Source organism: Nocardia sp. NPDC050630 (assembly GCF_044457245.1).
Lineage (GTDB): Bacteria > Actinomycetota > Actinomycetes > Mycobacteriales > Mycobacteriaceae > Nocardia.
On sequence record NZ_JBITGN010000048.1, the window covers coordinates 1 to 10713 of the forward strand.

General features: G+C 63.2%; 16 protein-coding genes and 1 tRNA gene. 8 read left to right on the plus strand and 9 right to left on the minus strand.

Going from position 1 to position 10713, the window contains the following annotated elements:
• Nucleotides 1-778: 778 nt before the first annotated feature.
• The 7 genes from ACIBG0_RS41775 to ACIBG0_RS41805 form a co-directional block, all read right to left on the minus strand.
• Nucleotides 779-973 carry a hypothetical protein gene (locus tag ACIBG0_RS41775; protein ID WP_397041132.1) on the minus strand — a complete coding sequence of 65 codons (195 nt, stop codon included), beginning with the start codon at nt 971-973 and terminating at the stop codon, nt 779-781.
• A 262-nt stretch (nt 974-1235) separates the two neighbouring features.
• The gene (locus ACIBG0_RS41780) at nt 1236-1715 is read right to left on the minus strand and encodes a hypothetical protein (RefSeq protein WP_397041135.1); all 480 of its coding nucleotides are present in this window, start codon (nt 1713-1715) and stop codon (nt 1236-1238) included.
• A gap of 197 nt (nt 1716-1912) precedes the next feature.
• Nucleotides 1913-3217, minus strand: coding sequence for a hypothetical protein (locus ACIBG0_RS41785; RefSeq protein ID WP_397041137.1), 1305 nt, complete (start codon nt 3215-3217; stop codon nt 1913-1915).
• A 164-nt stretch (nt 3218-3381) separates the two neighbouring features.
• Complete coding sequence (locus ACIBG0_RS41790) at nt 3382-3786, minus strand: hypothetical protein (protein WP_397041139.1); 405 nt, start codon at nt 3784-3786, stop codon at nt 3382-3384.
• Between the two features lie 141 nt (nt 3787-3927).
• Nucleotides 3928-4347 (minus strand): hypothetical protein, encoded by a 420-nt coding sequence (locus ACIBG0_RS41795; RefSeq protein WP_397041140.1) that lies wholly within the window; start codon nt 4345-4347, stop codon nt 3928-3930.
• 65 nt (nt 4348-4412) lie between these two features.
• Nucleotides 4413-4610 (minus strand): hypothetical protein, encoded by a 198-nt coding sequence (locus ACIBG0_RS41800; protein ID WP_397041142.1) that lies wholly within the window; start codon nt 4608-4610, stop codon nt 4413-4415.
• A 221-nt stretch (nt 4611-4831) separates the two neighbouring features.
• The gene (locus ACIBG0_RS41805) at nt 4832-5125 is read right to left on the minus strand and encodes a hypothetical protein (protein ID WP_397041145.1); all 294 of its coding nucleotides are present in this window, start codon (nt 5123-5125) and stop codon (nt 4832-4834) included.
• Between the two features lie 366 nt (nt 5126-5491).
• Between ACIBG0_RS41805 and ACIBG0_RS41810 the strand changes: the two genes are divergently transcribed.
• The 4 genes from ACIBG0_RS41810 to ACIBG0_RS41825 all read left to right on the plus strand — a co-directional run bounded on the left by ACIBG0_RS41810 (nt 5492) and on the right by ACIBG0_RS41825 (nt 7229).
• Nucleotides 5492-5836 carry a hypothetical protein gene (locus ACIBG0_RS41810; RefSeq protein WP_397041148.1) on the plus strand — a complete coding sequence of 115 codons (345 nt, stop codon included), beginning with the start codon at nt 5492-5494 and terminating at the stop codon, nt 5834-5836.
• 365 nt (nt 5837-6201) lie between these two features.
• Nucleotides 6202-6651, plus strand: coding sequence for a DUF6221 family protein (locus ACIBG0_RS41815; protein ID WP_397041150.1), 450 nt, complete (start codon nt 6202-6204; stop codon nt 6649-6651).
• Nucleotides 6648-7052, plus strand: coding sequence for a DUF6221 family protein (locus tag ACIBG0_RS41820; RefSeq protein WP_397041153.1), 405 nt, complete (start codon nt 6648-6650; stop codon nt 7050-7052). The genes ACIBG0_RS41815 and ACIBG0_RS41820 overlap by 4 nt, the downstream gene beginning before the upstream one ends.
• A 24-nt stretch (nt 7053-7076) precedes the next feature.
• Nucleotides 7077-7229: a hypothetical protein gene (locus tag ACIBG0_RS41825; protein ID WP_397041154.1), complete on the plus strand. Its 153-nt coding sequence runs from the start codon at nt 7077-7079 to the stop codon at nt 7227-7229.
• A 12-nt stretch (nt 7230-7241) separates the two neighbouring features.
• On the opposite strand, the gene ACIBG0_RS41830 is transcribed toward ACIBG0_RS41825, so the two are convergent.
• Nucleotides 7242-7436 (minus strand): hypothetical protein, encoded by a 195-nt coding sequence (locus tag ACIBG0_RS41830; protein ID WP_397041155.1) that lies wholly within the window; start codon nt 7434-7436, stop codon nt 7242-7244.
• 218 nt (nt 7437-7654) lie between these two features.
• Between ACIBG0_RS41830 and ACIBG0_RS41835 the strand changes: the two genes are divergently transcribed.
• Together ACIBG0_RS41835 and ACIBG0_RS41840 are read left to right on the plus strand one after the other, a co-directional pair.
• Nucleotides 7655-8428, plus strand: coding sequence for a DNA-methyltransferase (locus ACIBG0_RS41835; protein ID WP_397041157.1), 774 nt, complete (start codon nt 7655-7657; stop codon nt 8426-8428).
• Nucleotides 8419-8490 (plus strand) — tRNA-Met (locus ACIBG0_RS41840). The genes ACIBG0_RS41835 and ACIBG0_RS41840 overlap by 10 nt, the downstream gene beginning before the upstream one ends.
• Nucleotides 8491-8925: 435 nt before the next feature.
• Here ACIBG0_RS41840 and ACIBG0_RS41845 read toward each other — a convergent pair.
• A complete protein-coding gene (locus tag ACIBG0_RS41845; protein ID WP_397041160.1) occupies nt 8926-9069 on the minus strand; it encodes a hypothetical protein in 144 nt (47 codons plus the stop codon).
• A gap of 439 nt (nt 9070-9508) precedes the next feature.
• Here ACIBG0_RS41845 and ACIBG0_RS41850 point away from each other — a divergent pair, with 439 nt between their 5' ends.
• Entirely contained in the window at nt 9509-9805 is a 297-nt protein-coding gene (locus tag ACIBG0_RS41850; RefSeq protein WP_397041163.1) for an HNH endonuclease, read from the plus strand.
• Between the two features lie 74 nt (nt 9806-9879).
• On the plus strand, nt 9880-10446 hold the full coding sequence (locus tag ACIBG0_RS41855) for a hypothetical protein (protein ID WP_397041165.1): 567 nt from the start codon (nt 9880-9882) through the stop codon (nt 10444-10446).
• Nucleotides 10447-10713 lie beyond the last annotated feature (267 nt).

Here is a 10713-nt window from a genome sequence, read left to right on the forward strand (position 1 = left end):
CCCGGAGAACTGATGTCCATCAGCCCGGAGATCTGCTGTCCGCCCAGCCGGACCCGCCGAATCCATCCGCCCGGATGTCCCGATGTCCGTTGACATCCCGCTTCATCGACGCCTGCCACCGTCGATGAGCCGTCCACCATTCCCGAATCCGATTACTGTGCGCCGGTCGTGTCCTCCTCGGCGACACCCGCGGCCGGCCCTCTGGCCGTCGACAACGAACCCGATATCAAATTCGTGTCCAACACCTTCCCGAGCACTTCGGTCTGACCGGCCAGTGTTCGAGCATTCGAGGTTGTGGGCCGCGCGGTGTCGACCCTTTCCCACCACACGCGGTAGCTTCGCCCGTGGTCTGCGACTCCATGGTTTTCGCCCGGCGGCGACGTTGAGCGTTCTGGTCCAAGAACGTGCGACGGTCTGCTGAACGGTGTCGAGCTGGCTACCGGACGTCCGTCGTTCACCGGCGCGATGAAACACCGTGCGTGCCAGTGCATCCCGGCCACGTTCAACCCAACATCCAGGCGGACAACATCTATGCGTCGTCGCGCAATGACGCCACGGTTGAGCATTGGCGATCCGAGTCGCGCTCATCGACGCCGGTGGCAAAACCTCATCTGGATCCTGCTGGGTTGCCGAGGTGATGCGCATGCCGCTGACCGTGGCCTTGGATTGTTCGACCTCTCCAGCGGCCGCACCACCCGCTGTCTTCGGTGGCGACGCGAAACAGCCCGGGGGGTGCCCGGGCTGTTGATCAGTAACTTGTGGGAGGTCGTCCTTTCGGCTAGCCCTGCTTGCCACCTGATTTCGATCGGAACACCTCGTTGAGCAGCTGACACGGTGTGGAGGGTAACTCCTCGCCGCTGGTGTTGACACCGAATGCGATGGAGAACCGTGTGGCGCTGCCGGTGGTCAGGGCGTCGATGACGCGGAAGCTGACTGCTCCGGAGATGCGGTGCCCGGTGACGGTGTAGATCACCGCGCCGGTTCCTCATGGGGGACCTCGGCGGTGGTGGTGCTGACCTGACCCCATGATTTCGGATCAAGGTGGACCGAATCACGGGGTCCCGTCAGTGTCGAAGCGCCCTAGATCGAATTCGCGGGTGTTGTGTGCGGGTGTGGTCACGATGATGGTTTGTTCGGGCATGGCATGTTCTCCGGGCGTGATCGAAAGTGCGGCAGGTGAGTTCGGGCAGTTTCCTGCCCGAACTCACCTGCAGACGGGGAAAATGCGTGATTGCTCAGCGCGGGTGGTTCCAGAGCTGGACCGCTGTGGGGGCGGGGTAACCCAAGATTGCGGACATGTGCTGGTCCCATCGCCGGTTGATGGCGGCGACGAGACGCTTCGTGAACTCGACGTTGACGAAGCCGACCCGCTGGGAGTCGTCGATGGTGACCGCCGCGAGGTGGACGCGGCGCTGTATCGCTGTGCCGGTGTTGGTGATATGGCGTACAGGGCTGAGTACAGCGACGACTGGCGGAGCGTCTGGAGTGGGGACGGTCCGGCACCAATCAGGGACGGCAACGAATTTGGAAGCGACTTGGGTGCGGTCGCAGACACCGACCACGGTGACGTACGGGGGCGTCGAAGGGGTGGCAGCGGTATCGGTAGCGGGTAGATAGACGGGCAACCGGATCCCGGTGATGACGTGTCCGGCAGCAGAGGCCAAAGCCACTGTGCCGTGCGCCTGCAGTGCTTGGAGAGCTGAAATATGGGTCATGGCTGTGGTACTCCGTGATCGTGATCGGCCCAGCGTCGAGCCGAGCCGGAGAGCATTGGGTGGGTACTTCGAGACGAGGTGCCGGGCAGTCGCGAGCTGCCCGGCACCCCACGGTGGTGAACCAGAAGAGAATTCGGGGGTGGTCGGTGGTCCACGTACGCTGCGCGAGTGTGGCGTCGTCTGTTCGTGCACGCGGGTCAGCGGGGAGCGCTGGGATGTTGTCCCGACAGCAAACCGACGATCATGTCGATCCCGGCGCGTTTGGCCGCGTCGATTGTCGGATAGGGCGCGGCTTCGACGATGACGTGCTCGTCGTAGCCATGGGTGTCGGGCAATGTGGAGTAGTTGCTGTCGCGGAACACCCACAGGGCCGCGACGTCGCGTTCGTCCGTGGTATGGACCACCGCAGCACCCCAGTCGAGCGACCGGAACCGCCATTCGGTGGTGGTGCCGATCGCCTCGCCAAAAAATGGGTCGCTTTCGTCGTTCCACCCTTCACTGGCTGATCCGAACAGGGTGTGTTGACACTTCCAGTGCTCGGCGCGGGCTTGTGCGAGCTTGCTGCCGTGTGCGAACGCTGGGTCGGGCCGGTCGCTGTATTGCGACCAGGTGCAGCAGCCTGCCGCGAACTCGTCGACGGCATCGACGACCACGACGTCGCCCAGGAATCCGTTGGGGCATTGCCACCCGATTTCCATCGCTTCGAAGCGGGCGTTGCCGAGCGCGGCGGTGGGGCATTCGCAGAGCGCCCAGGTTTCGACTTCGTCGTCGTCATCGTCGCGGGTGGTGCGCACCGCGACGTGGGTCGTCTCCCGGTTGGTGGGTTGTGGTGGTGGGTCGCTCCAGACAAGGCGGGTTCGCCCGTCGTGTCCGTGGATGGAGGTGACATGCGTGATGGCATCGAAGGTGACCGTTGATGCGGGCTCGCCGATCCAGCGCATCGCGGCTGTCCCGTCGGGAAACCGGATACCGTGCGCCACGATGCCGGTTCCGGATCGGCCGGTGACGTCGACGTCGCGGTGCAACTGCCACCGTTGGGCGGGGTTGTTGCTGGCCCGGCCCGGGATGTGGAAGCCGATCCCGAAGTACTCGAGGTTGGTGAAGATATGGGAGGTGTGGTCGAAGTACTCCCGGACGTAGACATCGTGGGCGAATCGCCTGCGCAGTACCGACACTGCCCGCGTGAATACTCGTTCGAGCTGGGTGCGCCGGAATCGGCCGACGCGGCGTTGATACACCAGGATGACCGGCGTGGCCGCCGCGTAGGTGCTTTTACCGACGCTGTTGCTGTAGAGCGCGGTCAAGGTTGCGGTGTAGCAGCCTCTTCCACCGGTGGCGGTTTCGTAGGTGACTCGAAGCTCGGCATGGGGCTGCCAGCCTTTGGGGTCGACGCGGCTGATCGGCCAGCGGGCTGTGACTGTCCGGGGATCGGCACCGACACGGATCGGATCCTCAGCAGGGCCGTGCAGTGCGGGATCAAGGGTAGATGCTGCGTGAATCACAGAAACGAATGTCCTTTGACGACTAGATGTTCGGCAGATGCGCCGACTTGGGGGTCGGCGTCGGCGAATCGGCCACAGGAGAGCCGTGGCCGGCGAGGGTTTAGCGTGTAGGTTCGTGACGGGCACCGGGCAGTCGCGAGCTGCCCGGTACCCGTCGCGGGGTGTCAGGGGGTGTGGAGTTCGGACTCAGGATCGAAGTAGCGCGCGACCTCGGTGTCGGCGGTATCGAAGCGGCGTCGCAACTCGGCGAGCGCCTCCTGGGCGAATCCGTTCAAGGTCTTGGCCGCGAATCGCGGGGCTTCCACGCGGTGGATCGTCAGTCCCGGGCGGCCCATCATGTTCTTGTAGTGATGGGTGACCCATCCGTCACCTTGAGCTTCCCTCCGCTCCTTGAGCTGGGCGACATAGCCGCTGCCCTTGAAGTAGTGGATGGAAAGTTCGGCCTGCGGCTGCTGCCCGCGATCGGGGTCGCCGACGTTCCAGGCCAGGGAGATCGCACGCTCCTTGGGAACTCGGATCGGCGTTTGGTGCGGGCCTTGCTTCTCGGTGGTCTGGGTGGTGCTGGTCATGGTTTGTTTCCCTTCGTTTCGTCGGGGCGATCGAGGCTGATGCCTCGCGGATGTGAGCGGAACCCCCTACGGGGCCCACGGATTTGGTGAAGACGGTGGCGTCCGCGTGTGGATTGCGCAGCGGCTGCGGCCGCGTCGATGTCAGCGGGTGTGACGCTCGGAGGTCGGGTCGAAGTAGGCCCTGACCACAGAATCGTTGGCGTCGAACCGGCGCCGCAGTTCCTCCAGTCCTTCCTCGAAGACCTTGTTCAGCGTCGTGCGATGGAAGCGGGGTTTACCGGCTGTACGCGTGATCTCGGTGACGGTGATCGTCTTGTGGTCGAACAGGATCCTGACGAAGGGGCCGTCGTGCTGTTTACGGTCGGCTCGCAACCGCACGACATAGCCCATGCCAGCGATGTGGGTCGCGGTCAGTTCAGCGCTGGCCTGCCATCCGTCACTGTCAGGGTCGGTCAGCGTCCAGATGGCAGTGACACAGCGGTCACCAGTGTCGCGATTCGGCTCGGTGTGAGGCGTGCGCGGTTGGTCGGTGCTCGTGTCGTCAATGGCTGGAGTGGTCATCGAATGTTTCCTGTCTTCTTCGGGGACGGGGTTTTCGGTCGTCGGCGTTGTAGGCGGTGGCCAGGTCAGCCGGTGACGACATTGACCGGGCCGAGGTAGGTACCGTCCTCGCCCAGGCCCATCTGCCAGTGCAGGCCCTTCCAGTCGGGGCAGCTCGATTTCCACCGGGCGACGGTCTCGGCGGTGAGGCTGTCGACAGTTCCGGCGTACTCGTGCAGGCGCTTGGCCTCGTACTCGTCGATCTGGAGGATGTTGACGCTCATTGCTGCGGATGACCTTTCGGTTGATCGGTGTGATGCCGAGGCGAGTGGCTGCCTCATACGCCGCGCCGGCACAGCGGCGTGCGCCGATGCGGCGGCGTGCGGGATCCACTCGGCGAGTGCCGGAAAGGGGTATGGCGAGTGAATTGGCGTGCGCTACTTGTCGTCGAGCTCGATGTCGTCGCTGAAGCGCACATTGAGTAGTGGTGTCGTGCGCTGGTGATTCAGCGCTGTTCGGCGGCTTGCGAATTCGCGCTACCGGGCTCGGCGCAGATGGCGGTCAGCCGTTCAACCACTTGGCGGAAGCTTTTCACGGTGTCGGAGTGGTCGCCGTAGATTTCGGTCAGTTTTGCCAGGGCCGCTGTGGTCCAGAGCGGGGGCCGACCCATGGCGAACACGGCGGAGTTGTCGGTGACGGTGACATGACGGGAAGTGCCCGTCAGCTGGGCGGCTGACTCGGCCGCCTTGGTGTGGTGCGGGCGCAGTTGCAGGAGTTTGATGGGCGCGGCGGGGTGCAAGATCCGCGGGGTCCCGATTGCCGCGCGTTGTGGTCGTCTATGGCGACTTCGACTCCATGCGGCGTATTCCACAGCGATAGGTGCTTTTCTCCATCGCCGATTGCGTCGAAACGTCCGATATGCGCGAATGCAAAGGTCATGCGATTACTCCGTGAGGAACGGGATTCGGGAGATTCGGTTGCTCAACAACCTGCAATCAATATACACACTATACACGTTATACACAACTCTCGCGATTGAAGTCTCTGCCAGCCGAGATAGCTGCGTCATACGCTCGGATGGCCGTTCGAGGCTGTCGGCGGGGAGTGGCGAACCTCGGCGGAGAAGTGTGAATTGTGTATAGTCCGGCCGGTGCAGTCATTTCCAGTGAGCGCGGTGCAGACGAGATTCGCCGACATGCTCTTGGTCGTGCGCACGGAGGGCAAGGTCGTGGTGACCTACCACAACCGCGCTGAAGAGGCGGTGCTGCTGATTCATCCGGACATGTGGCACGACAGCCGTGACGAGTTTCCGGTTGGCGACGACAAGATCCTCGAGCCGCTCGGGATCAAAGAGGCCCGCGGGCGCTTCGGTCAACTGCGGGAGATGGTGGTGTACGACGGCTTCCATGCACCGATTACCCGCCATGGCCGCGAACACGCGATCGTCGTTCCGGTGTCGTGGGCGCAGGAAGCGGAGATCGTAGAGGGGCCGGCCTCGGGCATCCGGTGACGGGTGCAATCGAACAGCCGCCGGTGCCACGTATTCAGCTCTGCGGCAGGCGATTCCGGCTGGCAAGGGCCTGGTCGGATGCTCCGTGAGCGGTGTAGTCACTCATTGGGTGTGTCGCGATTCGAGCCGTGCTAAGGCTGGTCCGGCTCGGCGAGTTGACGGCGATGGGGACAGATTGGGCGGCCTCGCACCACTCGAATGCAGCACCTCAGGCCTACGACGAAACCGCGTCTCCGGCTCTGAAATCCGGGCTGGCAATGCACCTACGACAGCGCCCAGCATGGCCCTCCGATAGTCGTCGACGATCCGCCCGCGATCACCTATGAGCATCGCGGGCAGCGGTGGTCAGGGAGGATGATTCAACTGTGACCATCGAGGAATTCATCGCGGCCCGGCTCAAAGAAGACGAAATCCACGCGCGCGGCGCGCACAAAGAAGGCGCACTAAACGGCGATAGTTGGAACGTTTGGAAGGTCTGGGACCGCGAGGGCCTATTCGATGGCGGCATCTACGTGTTCCCTGTCGACGCGCCGCCGCATGGCGATGGTGTTGTCCGGAAACGGGACGGCGAAACCTCCCACATCGAGCGCTACGACCCGGCGCGCGTGCTGGATGGCGAGATTCCGATGAAGCGAGCTTTGTTGGAGCAGTACGCCAGCGCCAAACGCCGTTTTCCGAAACCAGCCGACGATGAACCATATTCGCGCAGCGACATCGAGACCATGGCTCAGTTCGGCGTTCTGCGCGTGCTCATCCGGCACACCGCGGCCATCTGGTCCAGCCACCCCGACTACCGGCAAGAATGGGCCGCGTGACCATCGACGAGTTCATCCGCGCGCGCTTGGCCGAGGACGAGGAGACCGCGCGCTCAGCTGCGAGCGAAAAGGGCTATGCGGAATGGGATGTCGTGACCGACGGCAATGCCGAGCAGGTGATCCCGCAGGCGGATTCGAGGGGCGCGCATCCGATCAGCCGCACCGGACTACACATCGCAGTTCACGATCCGGCGCGAGAGTTGCGGCAAGTCGCCGCTAACCGCGATATGTTCCTGTACATCCTGGAAACCTCCGGCATGTGGGAACTCTTGGTAGGCGCCCGACCGCCGTCGGCCGAGAAGGCATCGGCCGACATCGCCGAAATCCGCGCCGTGCGCGCAATGGCGGCGATCTGGTCGAATCATCCGGACTGCCGGGAAGAGTGGAAAGTCGATCCGTGAAATCCCTGGCGTCGAATCGATAGCATGAGCGACGACGATATCGATGTGTCCGGCCACATTGCCGCACTTGGACCTATGCCGGAACGCCTCCGGGACAAGATGATCGCGATCATGCGTGGCTACTACCAGAAGCACCCCGAGCGCATCCCTTGTCGAGAAGCGGACCAGCGCCAATGAAGCGATCCGTCGTCACGCAGTGTTTCGTGCCATCCAATCGTTCTTACCCGAGGCTGGGCACGGGGGGCGGTAGGTCTTGCCGCCCCGGTCCTGGTTGCGGAAGTGCTCGACAAAGATCCACGGGTCGCTGATTTCGTTGCCCCGTCCCTTGCCGTTGTTTTGGACCTCGACATTTTCCCAGCAGACCGGGCACTGTTGCGTCTTCACAGATTGATTCTCGGGGCGGCGTCAACCTGGTACGAACGTACAAATCTACGGCTGATCGATCCTGATCACGGCGCGCCCGTTTGTGCGCAAAACCCCAGCTCGCTACATTTGAGACTACAAACCGCTGCTGACGACCCGACCCCAAGTCCGGTCCGGTGGCGGTTTTTTCATGCCCAGCAGGGCCGCAGGCGCCCTGTGTGGCACGGAGGTCAGGGCAAATGGGAGATCCCATCGACTTATCCGGCAGTGCAGCGCGCGACGCCGAAATCATCCACGGCGAAGCGCTCGCGACCATGCGCCAATTGGGAACTGGCCAATTCGACGCCCTTGTCACCGATCCGCCGTATTGCAGTGGCGGCACCACCACCGTCGAGCGAACGAGCCGTACGGCGCATCAGAAGTACGTGAGCACCGACTCCGCGTCAGGGCACGCCATGCCGGACTTCGGCGGCGATCAGCGCGATCAGCGGTCGTTCACGCTGTGGTGCACACTATGGCTCGGCGAGGCGCTGCGTTTGGTGCGCCCAGGCGGGCAGGCTCTCGTATTCACCGACTGGCGACAACTGCCGGCGATGAGCGATGCCATCCAGTCCGCAGGCTGGCGCTGGCGCGGAATCGTAGTGTGGGCCAAGCCCGGTGCTCGACCACAGCCCGGATTCGCCAACGGCGACGAGTATGTCCTCTGGGGATCGAACGGCGTCATCGACCGAGACCACCGGCCGCCATGCCTGCCCGGTGTTTACTCGATCACCCGGCCAACCGGCACGCAACGCATGCACATCACGGCCAAACCTGTTGAGCTGATGCGGCACCTCGTACGCACCGTTCCGATCGGCGGCCGCATCATCGACCCCTTCGCAGGTTCCGGTACCACCGGCGTCGCCGCCCTCACTGAAGGTCGACGGTTCCTCGGCATCGAAGGCAGCCCAGCCTACGCCGAGATCGCATCGAAACGGTTGGCCGAATACATCGGCCTCGACAACGCGGTGTAGCGCAGCGGTAGCGCGTCAGCTTCATGTGCTGAAGGTCGCCGGTTCGAATCCGGCCACCGCAACGGGAATGTTCCCACCCTCAACACAAGGAGCACGAAATGCTGTCCACCCTGTCTGCCATCGCCGCCGCGGTCAACTGGGCGGAGGTCGCACGCGGCCTCGGCATCATCGGCCTGGCTGTCCTCGACGCTATATTCTGATAGCCCTGCGGGTTTCGCCCCGCTCCCGATCTCGCAGTGCGTCAAACCGAAGCAAGGCTCGGCAAGCGATCCATGATCCCGCGCCCGTCCACCCTGTGATCCGGCGGGCCGCGGAGTAGATGCGGCTGCGCGCTGCGACCCCAAGCCCCTCGTCGTTCAGCGATACGCGTATCCGAACGACGGGGTTTCACTGCCAGCAGTGAAACCCCGTGTAGATCTGTCTACAATTGCGTACGGTGACGCTATAGAAGAGTGGCCCTGGTGCCGTAGGCGCGGAACCAGGGCCGTCGGATGGTTTTAGAACCAGCCACTCTCCTGTAGGGCACTGACAACCCGGTAGACCGTCCACACGACGTTTACCAGTGAGGCCGCTGCGGAAATAATCACCGCAGCGGCCTTCACATTGTCCATGGTCAGCCAGGGCAAGCGTTTGAGCCTCACAAACATCAACCTCCATCTTGGTGTCGCAATCCCGATGCGGGATAGTCAACGACCCAAGACGAAGGTCGAGTTGTCCGACTTCGCTTGTGTCAGCGCTGGTTTGATGTTACCCGCTCCAGTGACAAGTTTGAGAACCATTAGCCCCGCCGCATACGCGAGTGGCATGGGACGAATTCGCTGCCGAGGTAGTCGACGATCTCGGTCTGTGCAACGCCTCGGCCGTCATGGCGGACGCAAACCAACCGATCACCCAGGAGTCCTGATGAATCTGCTCTCGATCATCGCGCACGCCCTGGTCTGCCACCCCATCCGTACGCTGGAGCAGCCGCTCACGTACGTCACGCCGATTCAGGTATGGATGTGGTGAGTGCCTGGCTCGACGACGCGCTCGCGTGGGTCGCTCGAATCATCGCTCGCATCACCGGCATTCGCTGATCCAATGGCCTGGTCGACTGCGCCCGGCCGATACCGTGGCGTCCCACGCGCCCAGGCGGATCGAATTCGCGAGCGCGATAACCGGACGTGCCAGAAGTGCGGGCGCCACGGATGGCAGGTCGACCACAGGAACAACGTCGCGGCCGGCGGGACCGATGACGACGACAACCTGTGGGTGCTGTGTGACAGCTGCCACCAGGCCAAGACCCAGGCCGAAGCCGCGGCCGGTCGAGCCAAGCTGAGCCGGTACCGCGAACCCGAAGAGCATCCTGGGCGGCTGCCGCGGCGCTTCAGGTCCTAATCAGCCAGGAACCAGAACGGACCCGATTCTCTTCGGGCGCAATCGATGTCGGTATGCGATGAGATGCTCGGCGTGTGACCCCGTGGCTTCCACTCATCAGTTCGCTAGTCATTGCATCGGTGACGCTCTTCGGGATCCGTGTCAACAACCGCACGAACAGCGCTGCGATAGCCGCGGCTGACGAACGTGAGTACCGCAAGTGGCAGCGTGAGACGGTGCTTCGTCAATGCGCTGAGGCGATTGAGACGGCGATGATCGCGGAGCATGCGTACGACCATTGGCTCATGGGCTCGGCGAAGGATCTCGGCGAACTGAAGGCGATGATGCTCGAGTACTGGCGCAAGCTCGGTGCCAACGCCGCGATGCTCAAGATGCTCAACGCCAACGCGGTTGCTGATAAGTGCACTCACTTGCAGCAGTTCGTTTGGAATGTGTGGGAATCGGGCGAGGAACTCGTAGAGCAACACTCGCCGGACGCGTTCCAGGACATCCTCGGGGATTTGATAAACATCAACGAAACGCGATGCGCGCTTGTGCAATTGGCAAACGCCGAGGTACACCAGATTGGCCAGCGCGATAGCGGGAATGAGATCACCTCCATGCGAGAGCGGTTCCTACGTGCCCGCCGCACCGGCGGGTGATAGATGGGGGTGACCCAGACGAGGCCGGTCGGACGGCGGAAGGCATAGCACTTCAGACCATGCGTGCGCCTCGCCCTTGTTTTTCCGCAGGTCAGAGCGCCGTGCTCGTCGGCCGCCCTCGGCGGGTTGACTGGAGCCCTTTGAGCAGGTCCAGCGGTTGTGAGAGTTCTGATGCACCAGAATGGGTGCAGGAGGACGAGATCACGACATGGCGCGACGACGACACACCCCCGAGCAGATCATCCGCAAGCTGCGCGAGGGCGAGAA

Excerpts from the sequence above, each read along its gene's own strand:
- ACIBG0_RS41825 (WP_397041154.1), top strand. The coding sequence starts at position 7,077 with ATGAGCGACGACGATATCGATGTGTCCGGCCACATTGCCGCACTTGGA.
- ACIBG0_RS41800 (WP_397041142.1), bottom strand. The coding sequence starts at position 4,610 with ATGAGCGTCAACATCCTCCAGATCGACGAGTACGAGGCCAAGCGCCTG.
- ACIBG0_RS41835 (WP_397041157.1), top strand. The coding sequence starts at position 7,655 with ATGGGAGATCCCATCGACTTATCCGGCAGTGCAGCGCGCGACGCCGAA.
- ACIBG0_RS41850 (WP_397041163.1), top strand. The coding sequence starts at position 9,509 with ATGGCCTGGTCGACTGCGCCCGGCCGATACCGTGGCGTCCCACGCGCC.
- ACIBG0_RS41780 (WP_397041135.1), bottom strand. The coding sequence starts at position 1,715 with ATGACCCATATTTCAGCTCTCCAAGCACTGCAGGCGCACGGCACAGTG.
- ACIBG0_RS41795 (WP_397041140.1), bottom strand. The coding sequence starts at position 4,347 with ATGACCACTCCAGCCATTGACGACACGAGCACCGACCAACCGCGCACG.
- ACIBG0_RS41790 (WP_397041139.1), bottom strand. The coding sequence starts at position 3,786 with ATGACCAGCACCACCCAGACCACCGAGAAGCAAGGCCCGCACCAAACG.